Origin of the sequence: Acinetobacter sp. 8I-beige (assembly GCF_902505955.1) — a bacterium.
Taxonomy (GTDB): Bacteria; Pseudomonadota; Gammaproteobacteria; order Pseudomonadales; family Moraxellaceae; genus Acinetobacter; species Acinetobacter johnsonii.
Genome location: NZ_LR732790.1, coordinates 942,138 through 961,074, shown reverse-complemented (window position 1 = coordinate 961,074; position 18,937 = coordinate 942,138). Strand labels below are relative to the sequence as shown.

Below are 18,937 nucleotides of genomic sequence, written 5' to 3'. Positions count from 1 at the left end.
TATCACAGATCACAATCTGCATATCTAAGTCTCAAGCGTATTTAACAGCAGTTCCACTTTTAAACCGCCTAAGTCGGATGGACTAAATAACAACTGCCCTGCGTGTAAATCGACAATTTTCTGACAAATCGATAAGCCCAAGCCTGAACCTTGTGTTTTTGTACCTAAAGCCCGATAGAAGCGTTCACCTAAACGCTGGATAACCGCAGCGTCGACACCGTGTCCACTATTTTCAATCCTCAGTCTGAGATGCTGTTTTTCGATCGTGAGATTGATAAAAATTTGTGCCTGCTCGGGGCTATAGCGAATGGCATTGTCAAGCAAATTGCGAAGTGCGCTAAATAAGAGCTGCTCATTGGCCAATACATAAACCTGCTCTGCAAGCACCGCGCTAATTTTAATCTGTTTTGAGTCCGCAAAAGGCTGTAAAGCTTTCATCACGTCCAGCATTAGCAGACTGAAGTCAAACTTAGTCTTCGCCAAGCTTTCCTTTTGCTCAGGGTCTAGACGCGCCAGCAACAACAAATTATCCAACACCTGTACTCCACGACTGACATCTTGTTGGATCGGTTTGAACTCACTTTCAAGTTCAGGAAACTTGCGCTTGAGCACCTGAAGTCGCATTTGTATCGCAGAAAGTGGAGAACGTAGCTCATGTGAAGCATCCGCGGTAAAGCGCTGCTCTGCCACTAAAGCTTGGTCTAAACGCGCCAATAAGGCATTCAGTTGAGACAGCATCGGTTGCAACTCAATCAGCTCAGGTTCTGGCATAGAAATAGGTGCTAAATCATTGACCGATTTATTTGAAATTTGCTCTGAAACTTGATGTATCACCCGAAATTTACGTCGAATGGCAAAATGCATCAACAACCACTGTACACACCACACTAAAAACAACACACCGCTGAAAACTAGGATGCTTTGCCAAAAGGCATGGAAACGTTCGGACATCGACTGGGTCACTTGAACCTGTAAACCGTGATTATCCTGCGCAGTATAAATACGCCACAGTTTATGCTCTGACCAATAAAAACCATAAGGTGCATCTGAAACCAAACTCAAATGATCAACGGTAATTTTTTCAGGTACATCTTCGGATGCAGTCAAAAGTTGCTGTGCATTATCGAGTCGATAGCGAATTTCGAATTCATCACTAAGCTCTGCCAAGGCTTGACCATTGCTGACCGTTAAATCATCTGCCAGCAACATATCGGCCATTTCATCCATGATTTCATCTTGCATAGTCATGGTCTGATAAACCGACACCCCAATAAACATCAGCAATGCCAAAAGCCCCGCCAGTATCGAACTGAGGAGCGAACTTTTAACAAGCTGACGCTGCAGTGAAATTGGCTGAGCCATTATGTGTCCTGATTCATTCTGTAGCCCAAACCACGTATGGTTTTAATACACTGACTACCGAGTTTTTTTCGTAATTGATAAATAAAGACCTCAATCGCATTACTTTCGATTTCATCGCCCCATGCATAAAGACTTTCCTCAAGTTGTTCCCGCGTAACAACATATTCGGGCTTGAGCATCAATTTATGCAAAATTTGAAACTCTTTGGCAGTTAAATTAACAGCTTGACCATTTTGAGTCACACTTTTGGCTTGTGGGTCGAGTTGGATATTGGCATAACTCAATACCTGCGAGCTGCTATGCTGTTGCTGTCGAAGTTGTAAGCGAATTCGAGCAGATAATTCCTCTAGACTAAAAGGTTTGACCAAATAATCATTGGCGCCCAAGTCTAGACCTTCGACTCGATCTCGAATACTGTCACGCGCTGTTAAAAAAATCACAGGCGTCGAGAGGTTCTTGCCACGGACTTTCAGCAAAATGTCATCGCCTGTGGCATGCGGCAAACCACGATCTAAAAGCACACAGTCATAGTGATGCTGTTCAATGGCTAAAATGGCATGGTCACCCCGTTCCACCCAATCGACACTGTAGCCATCCATTTCAAGCCAAGTTTTAATACTCTCAGCTTGAGAGGCATCATCTTCTGCCAATAATATCCGCACTGCTTAACCTGCCTTATTACGATTGTTTAGATCATGCCGTGAAATGGCTCAAAATACAAAAACCACAGGGCTAAGATCCAATCGAAGCCCTGTGGTTTTTTAAGAAAGTCCAATCAAAATTGAATTGAGCTTGAACTAGCGTATTTAGAATTTCACCTGATCTACATCAATTTCAACGCGTTTTGCTGGTTTGTAGTCAATATCCACTTCACCGATAATGGTTACAGGTGTTTTAGCTGAAATCGCTTTGCCACCCCATAGTTCATCATCAATGTCGACAGTGATTGAACCTGTTTGGTCACGGAATTCATACTTCTCATCCCCAATGGCTTTGACCACATAACCTTTTAACTGGACGTGACTGTCATCTTTTAATGTTAACGCATGCTTAACCGTAGTTGGTGTTGAAGCAGCAACTGCCGCTTGGTTCACTGCGGTGTTTGCTACAGCGACAGTCGTTGAACCAATAACACCAGCAACCAATAACGCTTTCATCATCATATTCATATCTACTACCTCTATTTAATTGTTCACCTATTCGATGAAGTGATTAAACCAAAACTAGATGAGCTGAATCTTAAGAAAGCTTCAAGTAACGCATTAAACGCTTATTAGTTGAGTGGGACGACACGTAACACTTCTTCTAGCGTGGTGACGCCTTCTAAAACTTTACGTGCCCCCGCAATTCTTAAAGGCTCAATGCCTTCTTTTTTGGCTTGTTGACGCAGTGCAGTCAAGTCACCATTGGCACCAATCAGTTGCTTGGCCTCTAAACTCACAGGCATAAATTCATAAATACCGACTCGTCCTTTATAACCCGTTTGCCGACACTCTTCACATCCTACTGCGGTAAAGACTTTTTCAGGCATTTCCATGATGTAATCAAAAGTCAGATGCTCCCATTCTTGGCTGTTGATTTGCTTTTCAACTTTACAATGTGGACATAAACGACGCACGAGACGCTGTGCCAATACCCCTAAAATGGTTGCCGCAGTTAAGAACGGTTGTACGCCTAAATCATGCAAACGCGTTAGACTGGAAGGTGCATCATTGGTGTGCAGAGTTGACAGCACTAAATGCCCTGTAAGTGCTGCTTGAATCGCCATATTGGCCGTATCATGGTCACGAATTTCACCGACCATAATAATGTCAGGGTCTTGACGCATCAGTGCACGAACACCATCAGCAAAACCAAGATCAATGCCTGTATTCACCTGCATTTGGTTAAAACTCGGCTCTAACATTTCAATCGGGTCTTCAATGGTACAGACGTTCACCTGTTCGGTAGCTAATTGTTTTAAGGACGAATAAAGCGTAGTGGTTTTACCTGAACCTGTTGGCCCTGTCACCAAAATAATGCCGTGACTATGCGAGGTCAGTGCTTGCCAATCACTGAGCAAATGCCCTTCAAAACCCAACTGCTGAAAACTGCGCACTAAAACTTCAGGGTCAAAAATACGCATCACCAACTTTTCACCAAAAGCAGTCGGTAAAGTCGAAAGACGCAGTTCTGTTTCTTGCCCTTTCGGTGTCCGTGTTTTTAAACGTCCATCTTGTGGTTTACGTTTCTCTGCCACGTTCATTCGACCTAAAATTTTAATCCGCGAAATCACCGCGGTTAAAGTATTGGCTGGCATGTTATAAATCGTATGCAATACCCCATCAATACGGAAACGAACTTTGCCATTGTCTTTACGTGGTTCTAAGTGAATATCACTGGCACCTTGCTCAAAAGCAAACTGTAAAACCCAGTCGACTAATTTAACAATGTGTTGATCATTGGCATCTGGATTTTGACTATCACCCAACTGTAAAAGTGCTTCAACGCCTTTATTATCACGCTCGTAACTCCCAGACTTCTGTGAATTACTGACGGCGCGACTCACCTGATAATACTCGACCATATAACGCTGTAATTGTTCAGGGCTGAGTAATACACGCTGGATTTTTTTTGGTGCAACATTGTGCTCCAAATTTGCGATCCAATCTTTCATATATGGCTGATCTGTTGCAATCAACACTTGATTGGCCTGAACTTCAACAGCCAAGATTTTATTGCGGAAGGCGAATTCTTGAGACATCACCGAAGTCAAAGCTTGCACATCGGCTTTGAGTGGATCAATCACATAAAACGGTAATTGGGTCTTTTCGGCTAACCACTGACACAGCCGATTTAATGTCAGTCTCGACTGTGGATGCGACTGATCCACCAGATTAAAATTAGCAATCCACTGTAATGGATGCCACTTCAATTGATCGCGTTGACGGTGCGAGGTTTGTACTAGATTTTTTTCTTTTTCAGTAATTCGCCCATCTTTAAACAGTTGATCTAAGCACCAAGTGGTATCAATTTCAAAATTAAAATTCATTGTTATACGTCCCCAAACATAACCCCACTATAGCAAGATTTTCTGTATTCATTCGCACAAAGCATAAGCAAATCCTACAAATATCGAGGAGTAGCCAAGCTCATAAATATAATCACGAATTTACTCACAAATCTTGCTCTTTTAACTTGAATCCACCTTCAGTATTCGCCTATATTTTAGACAGGTCATTAGATTTTGTGAGATAGGCTTGGACTTCAGCGCAATTTCCATCAACAGCTTAGCTTTATCTGAGGTCCTCATCACCTTGGCTTCAGCATTAGGCTGTGGCCTATTGATTGGTTTAGAACGTGAACGAAGTAAACAACGTGAAAACCAACAGAGCTTTGCAGGACTACGCTCCTTTGCAATTTGTGCACTCCTCGGTGCTATTTGTTTTTTATTTGGTGTCAGTATTGGCATTGTCGGTGCGCTGATCATCGGCGGCATCGTTATATTCTCAATGAAAAACCAAACAGAAGATTTGGGTTCAACCACTGAACTTGCCTTTGTCATGACTTATTTTATTGGTGCCATGTGCTTATGGAATACATCACTTGCTGCAGGTTTAGCCGTGCTCCTGACCATTATTTTAATGACCAAACATCCTATGCACAGCATTGCGGGGAAATGGATTACTGAGGCTGAGTTTAAAGACGGTATCTTTCTTCTAGCACTGATTCTAGTTGCCTTGCCCTTAACGCCGAATACGCCTTTATGGGGTGCTGTGCTGAATCCCTATATTATTTTAAAATTAGTCACGCTCATCCTTGCCGTTCAAGCGCTTGCACATATCGCCAAACGACTACTGAGCAGTAAAAATGCCATGATTTTATCGGCAATCGCTTCAGGATTTGTATCCAGTACAGCGACTGTTGCTAGCTTAGGCATGGAAGTACGTGCAGGTCGATCACTCGCCAAACCCAATGCAGGTGCAGCACTCATGTCCTGTATTGCCACTTTGTTGCAACTGCTGATTATCGTCGCAGGTGTGAGTATACTTTGGCTCAAAACCATACTGCTTCCGACCCTTGTGGCAAGTTTCCTTTTAGGGATCTGTGCCTATGTGTTGGTGCGATCTGCGCCGCCTGCGCAAGAACAACACCAACCCACTGATTCACGCATGTTTAGTTTAAAAGAGGCTGCTATTATTGCCCTGACTTTAACGCTCATCCAAGCGGGTGTGTATGGACTTAACCTTTGGCTGGGAGATGCAGGTTTAATCGCTGGGACTTTGCTGGCATCTTTATTTGAAATTCATGCAGCGATGGCAACAGTGGTCATGCAAGGGGCACCGACAGACACGGCAGCAATGTCTGCATTTATCTTAGGTTTGGCTGCCCATGCTGTTGCCAAATCCGTTAATGCCGCCTTAACAGGTGGTAAGCAATACTTTATTGCTTTTGCCCCGATTCAGATTTTGCATATGGTGGTATTGATTGGGCTATTGTATTGGAGCTTCTCTCTTTAAGTCTCTAATTCTACGGCCGTGATATTCACTGTAGTTTCACCCACTGTAAAAGCGATATCAACAGCAGCAAATTTCATTTTATATACCCGTGCTTCATCATCTTGATACGCCGGTCTGGGATCTAAAGATAAAACGGCTTCAAGCTCCTGTACGGTCTGTACAGACAATTTCCCACTCGTCAAAAGCTGCTGCTTCTGTTCGATTGCCCGATCCAACCATATCACCGATTTACGTTTAGGTTCATCTTGCGCATAGCCACTTTCCGCTTCTATAACGGCATCTGAGTAGTGAATATAGGGTTTAATATCGACAATCGGGGTACCATCTAGCAAATCACTTCCTGTGACATACACTCGAACCGATTTCCCTTCTTTTTTAACGTACTTGAGCTTTACCACCGATAGACCAATCGGTGAAGGACGATACATACTACGCGTAGCAAACACCCCTATTTTTTTATTGCCCCCTAAGCGTGGCGGACGAACTTGTGGACAAAACTGGGTTTTTTCTGGATTTTTATTGTCATGAAACTGCCACAACAACCATAAATGACTAAATGCCTCAATTCCTTCAAAGGCTAGAACATCATTATAGGGTGCTGACATTTCAATATACGATTCCACCTGAACCAAATTAGGCTGACGAGGAATACCAAACTTTTCCTTATAAGAAGAGTGCATATAGCCAATAATCGGCAAGGTTAACTCAGTCATCATCACTTTTTCTAATAAGCTCAATTAAATATATTCAGTTTATCGAGAATGATTTTAGATTAGAATAGCAACCTGTTCTAATTTGATAATTTATTGAGACCTTTAATGGCTGCTTTCAACGTCGAAAAGATTACTCACGTCCACCATTGGAATGATACTTTATTCTCTTTTAAAACGACGCGCGACACTGCTCTACGTTTTAAAAACGGTCAATTTGTGATGATCGGCCTTGAAGTAAATGGCAAACCGTTAATGCGTGCTTATTCTATTGCTAGCGCAAACTATGAAGAAGAACTTGAGTTTTTCTCAATTAAAGTTCCTGATGGCCCGTTAACCTCTATTTTACAAAAAGTTAAAGTGGGTGATGAAATTCTTGTATCTAAAAAACCAACTGGAACTTTAGTGCTTGATGACTTAAACCCAGGTAAAAACCTTTACCTACTTTCTTCTGGTACAGGTCTTGCTCCGTTTTTAGCAACCATTCGTGATCCTGAAACGTACGAACGTTTTGAGAAAGTGATTGTGGTGCATGGTACACGTTTCATTTCTGAGCTGGCTTACCAAGACCTTATTTTAGACGAACTTCCGAACAATGAGTTCTTTGAAGAGTTAGGTATTAAAGACAAATTGGTTTACTACCCAACGGTTACTCGTGAAGACTATCCAAACCAAGGTCGTGTCACAACAGTAATTGAAACTGGCGAGATTTTTGAGAAGATCGGTTTACCACGTTTCAACCCAGAAACGGATCGTGCAATGCTTTGCGGTAGCCCTGCATTCCTTGATGACGTTGCTGCACTTCTAGACCAACATGGTTTAAAAGAGTCGCCACGTATGGGTGTACTTGGTGACTACGTGATTGAACGTGCATTCGTTGAAAAATAAGATCGTATAAAGATATTAAAAAACCGAAGCTTAGGCTTCGGTTTTTTATTTACTCTGTGCATAGTTTTATCTAATATTAAAAAAAATAACAAATCTAGAATTTAAACAAATGACCTTTGCAGAACTCAAATTTAAAGACTATTTGCATCCAAAACCCAAGCCCAGCGGCCTCGATATACAGTGCAAACTCCAACATTTTGCCTTAATTACTTATGCCATCGACCCACTTCGTTTTAAAGGGATCATTCCAGCACGGTTTAAGTTAGATACTGTACAGTACCAAGGCAAACAACATGCACTGTTGTCGGTAGTGCCCTTCATCGGTGTCGATTTCAGCTCCGCGGTTTATCCTTTTCCAAAATTCACTATGAGGCAAACCGACTATCGGGCCTACGTGATTGATCAAGAGACACAAGAGCGTTGTGTTTGGTTTTTAGGAACAACTTTAGACTCTTGGACACTGATTGTTCCTCGTTATATTTGGCAACTACCGTGGCATCCTGCGCAAATTGAGTTTGATTGTCAGCAAGATACAGAAGATCGATATACACAATATAAAATGCGTACCCAATCGGCATGGGCCACCTCAGATCTGCATTTGTCTCAGTCCGAACATGACCAATGGCATTTTGAAGGCTTTCCCAATTTAGAAAGTTATCAGGTCTTCCTGACCCACCCTTTAGCAGGATTTTACCATCGCCGCGATGGAAAACTCGGCAACTATCGCGTCTGGCATAGCCGCTTAAATCCGAAACCTGCAACACTGCACTCTGCCCGCTTTGAAATTTTAGCAAGGCTCAATCTTGTATGCTACGAAGATCAGCTCAAACCTTATAATGTCCTGATTGAACCAATCAATGAATTTACCATTTATTTACCCCCAAGCTGTTTAAACCATGTGGGTAAATAATGCAACAAATAACGAATGGCCTACATCTTTTAATGAATATTAAGCATAATGAATAAATTTCAGCCAAAATAAAGACAGACTGGTTGTTTTTCTCCACAAAGTCTCTATAATTCAACAAAACAGACAAGTCTGTCTATTTTTGCTGAGATACTGAATGACCGAAAACATTCAGAGGGTACAAAAAATATAAGAAGGCACGTTAAGTTGCTCATATCCATATCATGCATTATTGTCAAATAATGTGCGATATGGAACATAATCATTATCAGCAAAGCGCGATAACCTAACAGTTATCGCGCTTATTTATTTGCACTTGATTTATTTAAAATGTATTTAAGCCAGCAAGATAATGTGTATTGGATTAACCTTAAAATCAAAATTTATATATTAGGCAGCCAAGAGTTCCATTTGAATTAAAGTATTCACACGCTTCCAATAATCTTCCAAATGCACTTGGTTCGGATCAATTTGTGCTTGTATAGTCATGCCATCCAAAATACTCGATAAAAATGCCGCCAACTGTTCATCCTGTTTTACACCTAGACGATTCAAAGCTTGACATAGCTTGCGTTTTAACCATTCTTTATAGTCAATTGCAGGCTGTAACGAAGAAGGATAAATTTTTGAAATTTCTTCAACTGCCTTTTGAAACATACAACCATTAAAATCCTCAGTATGAAACCAAGCATGGTACCATTCAAAAATTGCACGAATATGGGAGAGATAATCACTTGGGTCACATGCAGCAATCGTCGCTTCAAGCGACTGCTGTAAATTTTGGTTTCTTGTCACTAAGCATTCTTCAATTAATTTAGCTTTAGATGGGAAGTATTTGTAAAACGTCATTTTAGCAACGCCAGACTCGCTAATAATCCGATCCACACCGATAGAATTATAACTATGTGAGTTAAAGAGATTAAGCGCTGTGTTAATGATGTCTTCTTTTTTTGACATTTATTTTACCTGATGCACAAAACTTTAAAATTAAGCCATTAACCCAAAAGAACAGCACATGAAAACGAAATACATCGATTGAAGACGATATTATATATCAAATTTAGATCAACACCGTTTTTTTATAAAAAACAATAGCAATATTAAAATAAGTATTTGAAATACATCGCTTTTAAAATAAACAAAATACTAGAAGAATCGAATCTTTTTCACTATGATAAAAATGATGACAATTAAAATTTACCTCGTATATGAATGCTCTCTCCTTTACCCAGTCTGAACATACCCGCGCAGAAGTTTTGCGCTTTATTGAACGATCCTTAAGCTCAACCTCATGGGCAACTAATACTCAAGCGGTCAGCCATTTAAAGCAAACAACAGCCGAAAATGTTCTATTTCAACATCCGATATTGACACGGCTGCATCAATGCCAACTGAGACTTGAACAGCTGAAATTTATTCATCTGAATTATTTTACCGCTATTGTTAAAATTTTCACTGATGCTTTGAGTATGGCTATGTATCAAGCGCTTCAACTTGAGCACGACAGCAATATCGTGGAGCAAGACCGCATTGCAGCCAAAATATATGCGCGCTATTTGCTGTCGCTGAATCTTCTAGATGAACTGGGTTTTAATACTCACCAACTTGAGAAAAGTTCACCCTCTAAATCGCATTTGGTCTATTTCCTTCAACTGATGCAGCAACTTGACATCAATGTCACCAATCAAAAACAGACCGCGCCTGAAGCATTGGCAATTGCACAATTTATTCAAGAACATATTCATTCTTATGCAGACTTGCTACTCATTTTGGCTTGCACCGAACTGCAAGTGATTAAGTTTAGTGAAGCACTCAGAACTAATCTCGCAGCGTATGATCCTTCATTTACCCAAGGCTACTATGCATGTCATGGTCTTGCAGAAACATGTGATACAACCCTTGCTAACGATGACAATCATGAAGATGACATTTGGGTGCTATTCACACAATGCTATAAACCTGAACAGGCTCTGTATTTCCAGCAACTTCAAAATGAATATTTAAGTCTATGGAATAACTTTTGGAGCAAGATGAATTTACGAACTCATTAGTTGGCGTCAGTAGCTAAACGTCCTTGTACACCCACGTATCCAACTCTTAAATTGGAATGAACTCACATCTTATGAATGCCAAGCTTTAAACCCCAGCAGCGCTATTAAATCTAGAATTGAACCGTAGAAGTACTCTCACTTTTATTGTGCAGTCGAATTTTCTAATACACTTTTTTTGCGCTCAGATAATGCTTTGCTCACCACTTGATAACCCGCAGTCATACCTAAAGTCGCCATAATGCCTGCCACGATTATGTCTGGCCACAAACTGCCTGTACCAAACACCCCTATTGCAGCAAAAATAACTGCCACATTCCCAATCGCATCATTTCGACTACAAAGCCAGACCGATTGCATATTAGAGTCACCTTCTCTAAAGGCATATAAAATGACGGCACAAACCACATTCGCAAGCAAAGCAATCACACCTATCCCCCCCATGGTCATGGCTTCAGGTGGAATTCCTAAAGCATAGGCATATATCACTTTACCAATCACCACCAAGCCAAACAACGCCATGGTCATACCTTTGAGCAATGCCACTGTCGCCCGCCAATATAAACTCGCACCAAGCACCGCTAGGGAAATACCATAGTTGACTGCATCACCAAAGAAATCTAGAGAATCGGCCCATAAGGATGATGAATGTGCATAAGCCCCACCTATAAGCTCCACCACAAACATAGCTAAATTGATCAATAAGGCAATCCACAATGCCATTCTAAACTTACTATTTGGCTTTTGCGGTGCAGGTGCACAACTGCAAGAAGAACATGCCATATACACAACCTCTATCCAGACGTAATCATTTTCTATTATGATTAAAAACTATGGAGTGGCTCTAAGGTCAAGCAAAATGAATCAACAAAACTCATCTGCTATTTATTTGATGAAAGACTTAGTCCATAAAACCGGATTAAGTGCCGATACCATTCGTTTCTATGAAAAAAAGCATTTATTAGAGCCTTCTTTTCGCGGGGACAATAACTATCGCTATTATCAAGATGATGCGCTTAAACGACTCATTTTTATTAAACGTTGCCGTGCGCTGGATATCTCACTCAAAGAAATTGAATACCTGATTGAACTGGAACAAAAGCCTCAACAAGACTGTAGTGCGGTCAATCAACTGATTGATGAACATTTAAAACAAGTCGAACAAAAAATCATTGAATTGCAAAAATTCCAGATACAGCTACAACAGCTTCGACAATCTTGCGCAACCCAATCAACCATTGATGATTGCCAAATTTTAAGACATCTTGAAGCAGGACTTTCAGATGCATAAAACACATCAATGCAAAATTTAGACTGTGGGTATTACTCGATTTTGCGATACATTTGCACAAACGTTGCATGGTTAATCTAGGACTTTTATATTTATTTTTTTAATAATTTCAGAAATAAAAAATCTATCCTAACCTCAAATCTAATAAAAATGATCCCCAATTATTTCGGATAAAAGGCCACAAAGCCCCCAGCCTCTCGATGATTAGTATCTTAGATAAGTTTTATCTAACAGATTTTTTACGTTATAAAACAAGGATATTTAAGTTAGTTTCTATTCTTATCCATATAAAACCATAGATCCAGATATTTACCATTAAGCACTCAAATCCAGCGTTTGAACGTGTGATTTTCGCGTCTATCCCCGCTTAAATTCCGAGTTGTTTACTAGGTTGAATCTATTTTTTAAAGCCCTACAATAAACCCATATTTTTTTTATGCCTTAGTTTGATCATGAGCATTCATCACGTTACTGAACTTCTTTCTCCTGCAGGTTCGCTTAAAAATATGCGTTATGCATTTGCCTATGGTGCAGATGCGGTCTATGCCGGACAACCTCGTTACAGTTTACGTGTGCGCAATAATGAATTTGATCATGACAATCTGGCTATCGGCATTCAAGAAGCGCATGACTTAGGCAAAAAGTTTTATGTGGTCGTCAACATTCAACCGCATAACTCAAAACTCAAAAACTTTATTCGTGACCTCACACCTGTGGTTGCTATGCAACCCGATGCCCTGATCATGTCGGATCCAGGCCTGATTATGATGGTACGCGAACATTTTCCAGACATGGATGTTCATCTTTCGGTTCAAGCCAATGCCATTAACTGGGCTACAGTGAAGTTTTGGAAAAACATGGGCCTGACTCGTGTCATTTTGTCCCGTGAATTATCCATTGATGAAATTGAAGAAATTAAGCAACAAGTGCCTGACATGGAAATTGAGGTTTTTGTGCATGGCGCGCTATGCATGGCATACTCTGGACGTTGTATGCTTTCAGGCTATATGAATAAACGTGATGCCAATCAAGGGGCATGCACCAATGCCTGCCGTTGGGAATACAAAGTACATGAGACTACGCAAGATGAAAATGGCGATGTGATCCCAGTCCAAAATCTAAATACAGACTCCAACTGCTGTTCAAGTTCTAATGCTGATGAACTGCATATGCAAGCACAGCATCAGTTCGATGAACCCGTATTACTACAACGTCATGATGAAGACATGTTTGCCGCTGAAGAAGACGAACATGGTACTTACTTTATGAACTCAAAAGACTTGCGCGCGGTGCAGCATGTTGAACGCTTGACCCAAATGGGCATCCATTCTTTAAAAATTGAAGGACGTACCAAGTCTTATTTTTACTGTGCGCGTACTGCTCAAATTTATCGCAAAGCCATAGATGATGCGCTCGCAGGTAAGCCTTTTGACCCATCACTCATGACACAACTCGAAGGTCTGGCCAACCGTGGTTATACCGAAGGTTTTTTACGTCGTCATGTGCATAGTGAATATCAAAACTATGAAAATGGCTCATCCAGTTTTGACCATCAACAATACTGCGGTGAAATTTTAGAACGAAATGGCGATTATCTTAAAGTCGATGTCAAAAACCGTTTTGTAGTGGGCGATGTGCTCGAACTCATGACCACTTCAGGCAACATCACTTTTAAACTAACAGAAATCCTCGATAAAAAAGGCAATCCAATACTTGAAGCGAAAGGTTCAGGACATGTGGTTGAAATACCTGTTCCTGCTGATGTCGATATGCGCTATGCCCTACTTATTCGTAACTTACCGCATTCAAATGCTGACATTTCAGCAGCTTCACTGGCCTATGTTGCAAGTTGAGGGGATGATGCCATGGCATTACGAATAACGGATGCATGTATTAACTGTGATATGTGTCTTCCAGAATGTCCCAATACCGCTATTTTTGAAGGTGATAAAATTTATGAAATAGATGTCAGCCGTTGTACAGAGTGTATTGGTTTTTATGACACCCAAACCTGTGTCGATGTTTGCCCAATTGCTTGTATCGAGCCACATCCAGAACACGTTGAAACACAACAACAATTGTTAGAAAAATTTAAAGGATTGAACTTATTTAGCGTCTAACCTTGGGGAAAGTAGAAAAGAAACCGAGTACTGACCACACTCAGAGTTTCAAAACAAAAACTGGGCAAAGAATAACAATAAACAAAAACTAAATGAAAAAGCCAAAGTGACTGGGGAGCACTTTGGCTTTTTCTTTGTACAAGATATTTGCTTTAAACGAAAAAAAGGAACTGAGCTGTTAGTGACTCAGTTCCTATCAAGGGTAAAACCAAAGATCAGCGATACAACATAAAAGGAAAAAGCCAACGTATATTTTGGGAGAGCGTTGGCTTTTTCATTTCACACTTAGAGCCCAGAACGAATAATATAATCAAAAGCAGACAGTGATGCTTTCGCGCCTTCACCTGTGGCAATGATGATTTGCTTGTATGGCACAGTCGTACAGTCACCTGCAGCAAATACACCTTTGACATTGGTTTCGTTGCGATCGTTAATCACAATCTCACCACGGTTTGAAAGTTCAACCGCTGTTTCTTTTAAGAAATCGGTGTTCGGCAATAAACCAATTTGTACAAAGATCCCTGCAAGCTCTACCGTATGTTCGACATCGGTTGCACGATCTTTATATTTCAATGCTGTCACTTGCTTACCATCACCCACAACTTCAGTCGATAGTGCATTCAGGATCACTGTGGTATTAGGCAAGCTATGCAATTTGTCTTGCAACACTTGGTCAGCACGTAGTTTGGTATCAAATTCAACCAAGGTTACATGTTCAACAATCCCAGCAAGATCAATTGCAGCCTCGACACCTGAGTTACCTCCACCAATCACTGCTACACGTTTGCCTTTAAACAGTGGACCATCACAGTGTGGGCAGTAGGCAACACCACGAGTACGGTATTCTGCTTCACCCGGCACATTCATTTCTCTCCAACGTGCACCTGTTGAAAGGATTACTGTTTTAGATTCAAGCTTCGCATCATTTTCTAAGGTGACTTCAACTAAGCCATTCGCGGTCTCATCTGCACCTTTGATGTTAGAAACACGTTGTAAGTTCATGATGTCCACACCGTACTCACGTACATGTGCTTCCATTTCAGCAGCAAACTTCGGCCCTTGGGTCTTTTGAATCGAGGTGTAGTTTTCAATGTCCATGGTATCCATGACTTGACCACCCATACGTTCAGCCACAATCCCGGTTTTAATGCCTTTACGTGCTGCATAAATGGCAGAGGTATTTCCTGCAGGACCACCACCAATCACTAAAACATCAAAAGCTTCTTTGGCATTGAGTTTTTCAGCTTCTTTGGCTGCGGAATTGGTATCCAGTTTGGCAACAATCTCTTCCAAGGTCATACGGCCTTGACCGATATGGTTGTTGTCTTGGAACACCATCGGTACAGCCATGATTTTGCGTTCTTCAACTTCGTCTTGGAAGAATGCACCATCAATCATGGTTGCTGTCGTGCCCGGATTGTAAATAGCAATCAGGTTCAACGCTTGTACCACGTCTGGACAGTTATGACAGCTTAAAGAGACAAATACGTCAAAGTCAGACTGGATACCTAAACCTTTGATTGAAGCCAAAACTTCATCCGATACTTTGGGTGCATAACCTGAGGTTTGTAACAATGCCAAAATCAAAGAGGTAAACTCATGTCCCATCGGCAAACCCGCAAAGAAGACACGCGGCTGTTCACCGGCTTTTGCTACACCAAAGCTAGGTGCACGTGAGTTTTGACCATCAAAACGTGCAGTCACCAGTGGGGACAGTGCTGCAACCTCTTCAACCAATTCTTTGATTTTGTCTGATTTCTCAGAACCATTCAAAGTCGCAACCAATTCAATCGGACCTTCAAGGCGTTCAAGAAGTGTTTTTAATTGAGCTGAAGTATTTTGATCTAACATTGTTAAGCTCTCCAAAGCAGTCTATAAATTTATTTGATAGAAGAATCATAGAGTAAATCCAGAAATAGATAAAACAGTTTGTTTTTATTTTAATAATCGGTTTTATAGATTTATAAAAATATTCATCATAAAAAGTCACACTAAACGCAGGACTTTAAATGAAGTCAAAGCTTAGGATTCACTCTGCATCCGCTGTTCAATTCTTAAAGTTCTAGCTTTTAACTGACGCGTTAGACCAAATAACACAAGACTCAACAGCGCCATTAGCAGCATCAAGATAAGCGAGAAGAATTGCATGACCTTAGTGAACTGCGCTGCTTGCTGAACTTGTTTTTCTACACTTGCAGCCATCGGCGTGAGTGTTTTGCCATAGAGTTGATGTTGCATCGTCCATAACTGTTCAGGCTTAAACCCATATTCAATAAAATGTGAATCATTTTTTTCTGCTTGGACCAGAGCAAGCACATGCGGAATTGCTGCATTTTTATCGACAGGTTGGTGTAACAATGCCGTCTGCGCAAGCAAATAATGTTTTACAGGTATTTGTATTTTCGACTGCTGCAAATACTGCGCTATTTCACTTTGCTGAATGTTTTTATCGTAGTGTACGATTTGTTGAAAAGCCTCGCTTTCATCATCGTTTAAATCATATTGTACATAGGTCAGACCTGACCAAAGCAGAATAAAGGCAATCAGCCATGCCACAAACTTCAGTATAAAAGACTGAAAACGTACATAGAAAAAATGAATTTTCCGTGCATAGTGCACCAGTACAAATGCCCCAATAAAAGACACCATGATCTTGAGCACAAGCCAACCAAACCATGACAGCAAATTCAGAAAATAATCTGGCTGATGTCCAAGTGATGCTAAATTTGCATCGACACTCATGGGCATATGTAATTGCTGTATTTCAGTGCTCAGTCCAAAAAAGCTATAGACAAAATCATGTTGTAGAAAATAGCTAATGCTGGAGGCAATAAACAAGACAGCACTCAACATACACCATAAACTCAGTTTACTTTGACGTTGTTTGAGTGCAACCACGCCTTGTTCAATGTGCTGAGACTGAACAACATATTCATCTAAGGAAGGCAAATGCTTCTCCTCTATTGACTCCCCACCTCGGCATTAAGATGGTGTCGTACGATTAGAACTTGAGTCTAAAACCAGTTGATTCAAATTGTCCTGCAAACTACGCAAACGTGTGGTTGCTTCAGCACGTTTCTGCATCCCTTCTTTTTGTATTTGAATCACATCATTTACTGTTTTAATGAGGGTGTTTTGTACATGTTCAAGCGTCTCAATATCAATCACTGAACGTTGATTGGCTTTTGCTGTATCTACTGAGTTTTGATGTAACAAATCGGCATTACGCTTCAATAAGTCATTGGTCGCATCATCAATGGTATTGGCCAACTGCACACTATTCTTCTGCTCATTTAAAGAAATCGCCAAACTAATTTGATTTTTCCATGCAGGCAATGTGATGTTTTTAATGGCATAAAACTTATCGACCAACATCAAATTATTAGACTGGATAATACGAATCATCGGTAATGTTTGCATGGCTGATTGTTGTAAAACCTGCAAATCACTTACACGTTTTTCCAAATTATTGGCTAAATGATTGAGGTCGTAAACTCTCTGTGTCGTGGTTTGATCTTGTGCCTGTGAAGTCAGTGTTAAGATTTCCTGCTGAATTTCATCTTGTTTCAACTTACCCGCTGCGATATACACACCGAGCTGTTTATATTCACTTTGCACACCATGAAACATCCGATCGAGTGTATCAACACGCGCTTTTAAACCAGACTGCGATTTTTCAATTTCTTTCACCAAAGTATCAATCTGTTCTTTGGTGGTATTAAAGTGCATATCAATATTATTCTTTGCGCCTTTAATTTTGCTCATCAAGCCACCGAAGAAACCTGAATTTTTCTTTTTATTTAAGATACTTGAGGTATTCAGTTGTTGTGCGACTTGTACCACCTGATTCAGCTTTTGCCCTGTTTCATCTAAATCTTTATTTTGAACCAAATTTAACAACTCATCAGTATATCCTGAGGTTTGTGTTGCAATATTTTTACCATACTCCGCCACGGCGTTATGGTTGATTTCTGCCAACTCTTTCCGCGCTGCCAAGACTGCATTGAAGTCATCTTGTTGCAAGCCAATTTCTTGCAAATTTAACTGTTGAAACTTGTGTTCAATCACTTCAGTGGTTGGCTCTACCACAAGACTGTTTTGTTCTGGGTTGGTCATAATTCACCTAATCTATTTCTTAAAGTGTTGGTTTCTGCAGTGATTTTTTTAAGGTATGAATCAATTTTTCACGGCTATTATCGAGCTTTTCCAGTTCAATTGTCGAGCTTGATTGCTGCGATTGTTTGACATGGTATTGCCATGCTGGGACCAAGACCTGTTGTGCCTCTTTATATCGGTCTAACAAACTCAATGAAAGCTGCTGAGACAGTTGCATTTGAGTGATCGCAATATCATTACTGCTTTGCAAAGTTTGTAAACTGTTTATTTTCTTCGATAAACGTTCTGCAAAATTATCTAAAGGATGTGCATTCTTCACAAATTTAGGATATTCCATTAAAAATGCTTCAGCCGAAGATACATATTTGGCCATTTGCTCACGTAAACCAGTTAGCTGCTGATAACGTGCTTGTGACTTTTGAATTTCTATTTGCAATTTTTGGCTGAGATGATTGGCTCGATCCAGCAGCTGATCCAGTTTTTTATAGTATTCGACTTGGGTTGAACCATATTCAATATCAATTCCGAGCCACTTTTGTAGCCCATTAAATTTACGCTTCTTCAGGTATTTTTTTGAATCAGCCAATGACTGGATCAGTTGCTCAATGGTTTGGCTCAACTGTAAAGTGAGCTGCGGGTCTATTCCATTTAACAGCGCAGACTGCGCTTGAATGACACTATCTGCATAATGATTGAGACGATATTGATCGTTCAGCAACGGAACCAAATCATTACGCTGGATACTTAAAAGTTCATCTGAATTGACTGGTATATCCCTTAAAGGAACAAGAACGTCAATTTGTGCCATAGTGCTTTAACCCAATAAAGAAATTGAATAAAATCATTTTTATAGTACAGCTTTTATGTCAAATAACATGTAGATTTTTGCAAAAATGCTGTGACATCTTTTGTGCCGTAGAAATTATCATGAAGGTTATATCAGTTATTAAGTACTCTATTCATACTAGACCCAAACCTATTGAGTAGAAATAAAAG

General features: G+C 40.4%; 18 protein-coding genes. 7 read left to right on the top strand and 11 right to left on the bottom strand.

Features of this window, described 5'->3' with window-relative positions; all coding sequences use genetic code 11:
- Nucleotides 1–24 precede the first annotated feature (24 nt).
- The 4 genes from GVX98_RS04545 to GVX98_RS04530 all read right to left on the bottom strand — a co-directional run bounded on the left by GVX98_RS04545 (nt 25) and on the right by GVX98_RS04530 (nt 4,393).
- Nucleotides 25–1,362: a HAMP domain-containing sensor histidine kinase gene (locus GVX98_RS04545; RefSeq protein ID WP_004982395.1), complete on the bottom strand. Its 1,338-nt coding sequence runs from the start codon at nt 1,360–1,362 to the stop codon at nt 25–27.
- A complete protein-coding gene (locus GVX98_RS04540; protein WP_004982398.1) occupies nt 1,362–2,024 on the bottom strand; it encodes a response regulator transcription factor in 663 nt (220 codons plus the stop codon). The genes GVX98_RS04545 and GVX98_RS04540 overlap by 1 nt, the downstream gene beginning before the upstream one ends.
- Before the next feature lie 144 nt (nt 2,025–2,168).
- Nucleotides 2,169–2,531, bottom strand: coding sequence for a NirD/YgiW/YdeI family stress tolerance protein (locus tag GVX98_RS04535; RefSeq protein WP_004696098.1), 363 nt, complete (start codon nt 2,529–2,531; stop codon nt 2,169–2,171).
- A 104-nt stretch (nt 2,532–2,635) separates the two neighbouring features.
- Complete coding sequence (locus tag GVX98_RS04530) at nt 2,636–4,393, bottom strand: GspE/PulE family protein (protein WP_159127370.1); 1,758 nt, start codon at nt 4,391–4,393, stop codon at nt 2,636–2,638.
- Between the two features lie 208 nt (nt 4,394–4,601).
- Between GVX98_RS04530 and GVX98_RS04525 the strand changes: the two genes are divergently transcribed.
- On the top strand, nt 4,602–5,861 hold the full coding sequence (locus tag GVX98_RS04525) for a DUF4010 domain-containing protein (protein WP_159127369.1): 1,260 nt from the start codon (nt 4,602–4,604) through the stop codon (nt 5,859–5,861).
- Here GVX98_RS04525 and tsaA read toward each other — a convergent pair.
- The gene (gene tsaA / locus GVX98_RS04520) at nt 5,858–6,577 is read right to left on the bottom strand and encodes a tRNA (N6-threonylcarbamoyladenosine(37)-N6)-methyltransferase TrmO (RefSeq protein WP_159127368.1); all 720 of its coding nucleotides are present in this window, start codon (nt 6,575–6,577) and stop codon (nt 5,858–5,860) included. The two genes, GVX98_RS04525 and tsaA, sit on opposite strands and share 4 nt — an antisense overlap.
- 102 nt (nt 6,578–6,679) lie before the next feature.
- Between tsaA and GVX98_RS04515 the strand changes: the two genes are divergently transcribed.
- Together GVX98_RS04515 and GVX98_RS04510 are read left to right on the top strand one after the other, a co-directional pair.
- Entirely contained in the window at nt 6,680–7,459 is a 780-nt protein-coding gene (locus GVX98_RS04515) for a ferredoxin--NADP reductase (protein ID WP_004982408.1), read from the top strand.
- A gap of 109 nt (nt 7,460–7,568) precedes the next feature.
- Nucleotides 7,569–8,369 (top strand): DUF2071 domain-containing protein, encoded by an 801-nt coding sequence (locus GVX98_RS04510; protein ID WP_159127367.1) that lies wholly within the window; start codon nt 7,569–7,571, stop codon nt 8,367–8,369.
- Nucleotides 8,370–8,756: 387 nt separating this feature from the next.
- Here the strand turns inward: GVX98_RS04510 and GVX98_RS04505 are convergent, their stop codons facing one another.
- Nucleotides 8,757–9,323 (bottom strand): TetR/AcrR family transcriptional regulator, encoded by a 567-nt coding sequence (locus GVX98_RS04505; protein WP_159127366.1) that lies wholly within the window; start codon nt 9,321–9,323, stop codon nt 8,757–8,759.
- A 251-nt stretch (nt 9,324–9,574) separates the two neighbouring features.
- Between GVX98_RS04505 and GVX98_RS04500 the strand changes: the two genes are divergently transcribed.
- On the top strand, nt 9,575–10,417 hold the full coding sequence (locus GVX98_RS04500; protein WP_159127365.1) for a hypothetical protein: 843 nt from the start codon (nt 9,575–9,577) through the stop codon (nt 10,415–10,417).
- A gap of 141 nt (nt 10,418–10,558) precedes the next feature.
- Here GVX98_RS04500 and GVX98_RS04495 read toward each other — a convergent pair whose 3' ends face one another.
- On the bottom strand, nt 10,559–11,197 hold the full coding sequence (locus GVX98_RS04495) for a cation transporter (RefSeq protein WP_159127364.1): 639 nt from the start codon (nt 11,195–11,197) through the stop codon (nt 10,559–10,561).
- A 76-nt stretch (nt 11,198–11,273) separates the two neighbouring features.
- Between GVX98_RS04495 and GVX98_RS04490 the strand changes: the two genes are divergently transcribed.
- The 3 genes from GVX98_RS04490 to GVX98_RS04480 all read left to right on the top strand — a co-directional run bounded on the left by GVX98_RS04490 (nt 11,274) and on the right by GVX98_RS04480 (nt 13,825).
- Entirely contained in the window at nt 11,274–11,705 is a 432-nt protein-coding gene (locus tag GVX98_RS04490) for a Cd(II)/Pb(II)-responsive transcriptional regulator (RefSeq protein WP_159127363.1), read from the top strand.
- Between the two features lie 452 nt (nt 11,706–12,157).
- Nucleotides 12,158–13,558, top strand: coding sequence for a tRNA 5-hydroxyuridine modification protein YegQ (gene yegQ, locus GVX98_RS04485; protein WP_159127362.1), 1,401 nt, complete (start codon nt 12,158–12,160; stop codon nt 13,556–13,558).
- A gap of 12 nt (nt 13,559–13,570) precedes the next feature.
- A complete protein-coding gene (locus tag GVX98_RS04480) occupies nt 13,571–13,825 on the top strand; it encodes a YfhL family 4Fe-4S dicluster ferredoxin (RefSeq protein ID WP_159127361.1) in 255 nt (84 codons plus the stop codon).
- A gap of 285 nt (nt 13,826–14,110) precedes the next feature.
- On the opposite strand, the gene ahpF is transcribed toward GVX98_RS04480, so the two are convergent.
- From ahpF to GVX98_RS04460, 4 genes are all read right to left on the bottom strand, one after another.
- Nucleotides 14,111–15,676: an alkyl hydroperoxide reductase subunit F gene (ahpF, locus tag GVX98_RS04475; RefSeq protein WP_159127360.1), complete on the bottom strand. Its 1,566-nt coding sequence runs from the start codon at nt 15,674–15,676 to the stop codon at nt 14,111–14,113.
- Nucleotides 15,677–15,847: 171 nt separating this feature from the next.
- Nucleotides 15,848–16,774, bottom strand: a complete 927-nt coding sequence (locus tag GVX98_RS04470) for a hypothetical protein (protein ID WP_159127359.1) — start codon at nt 16,772–16,774, stop codon at nt 15,848–15,850.
- Nucleotides 16,775–16,807: 33 nt separating this feature from the next.
- Nucleotides 16,808–17,941 (bottom strand): toxic anion resistance protein, encoded by a 1,134-nt coding sequence (locus tag GVX98_RS04465; RefSeq protein WP_159127358.1) that lies wholly within the window; start codon nt 17,939–17,941, stop codon nt 16,808–16,810.
- Nucleotides 17,942–17,960: 19 nt separating this feature from the next.
- Nucleotides 17,961–18,749, bottom strand: coding sequence for a tellurium resistance protein (locus tag GVX98_RS04460; protein WP_159127357.1), 789 nt, complete (start codon nt 18,747–18,749; stop codon nt 17,961–17,963).
- Nucleotides 18,750–18,937: the final 188 nt, after the last annotated feature.

Coding starts and splice junctions, on each gene's coding strand:
- ahpF (WP_159127360.1), bottom strand. CDS start 15,676: ATGTTAGATCAAAATACTTCAGCTCAATTAAAAACACTTCTTGAACGC.
- tsaA (WP_159127368.1), bottom strand. CDS start 6,577: ATGATGACTGAGTTAACCTTGCCGATTATTGGCTATATGCACTCTTCT.
- GVX98_RS04465 (WP_159127358.1), bottom strand. CDS start 17,941: ATGACCAACCCAGAACAAAACAGTCTTGTGGTAGAGCCAACCACTGAA.
- yegQ (WP_159127362.1), top strand. CDS start 12,158: ATGAGCATTCATCACGTTACTGAACTTCTTTCTCCTGCAGGTTCGCTT.
- GVX98_RS04545 (WP_004982395.1), bottom strand. CDS start 1,362: ATGGCTCAGCCAATTTCACTGCAGCGTCAGCTTGTTAAAAGTTCGCTC.
- GVX98_RS04530 (WP_159127370.1), bottom strand. CDS start 4,393: ATGAATTTTAATTTTGAAATTGATACCACTTGGTGCTTAGATCAACTG.
- GVX98_RS04510 (WP_159127367.1), top strand. CDS start 7,569: ATGACCTTTGCAGAACTCAAATTTAAAGACTATTTGCATCCAAAACCC.
- GVX98_RS04515 (WP_004982408.1), top strand. CDS start 6,680: ATGGCTGCTTTCAACGTCGAAAAGATTACTCACGTCCACCATTGGAAT.
- GVX98_RS04505 (WP_159127366.1), bottom strand. CDS start 9,323: ATGTCAAAAAAAGAAGACATCATTAACACAGCGCTTAATCTCTTTAAC.
- GVX98_RS04490 (WP_159127363.1), top strand. CDS start 11,274: ATGAATCAACAAAACTCATCTGCTATTTATTTGATGAAAGACTTAGTC.
- GVX98_RS04495 (WP_159127364.1), bottom strand. CDS start 11,197: ATGGCATGTTCTTCTTGCAGTTGTGCACCTGCACCGCAAAAGCCAAAT.
- GVX98_RS04460 (WP_159127357.1), bottom strand. CDS start 18,749: ATGGCACAAATTGACGTTCTTGTTCCTTTAAGGGATATACCAGTCAAT.
- GVX98_RS04535 (WP_004696098.1), bottom strand. CDS start 2,531: ATGAATATGATGATGAAAGCGTTATTGGTTGCTGGTGTTATTGGTTCA.
- GVX98_RS04480 (WP_159127361.1), top strand. CDS start 13,571: ATGGCATTACGAATAACGGATGCATGTATTAACTGTGATATGTGTCTT.
- GVX98_RS04500 (WP_159127365.1), top strand. CDS start 9,575: ATGAATGCTCTCTCCTTTACCCAGTCTGAACATACCCGCGCAGAAGTT.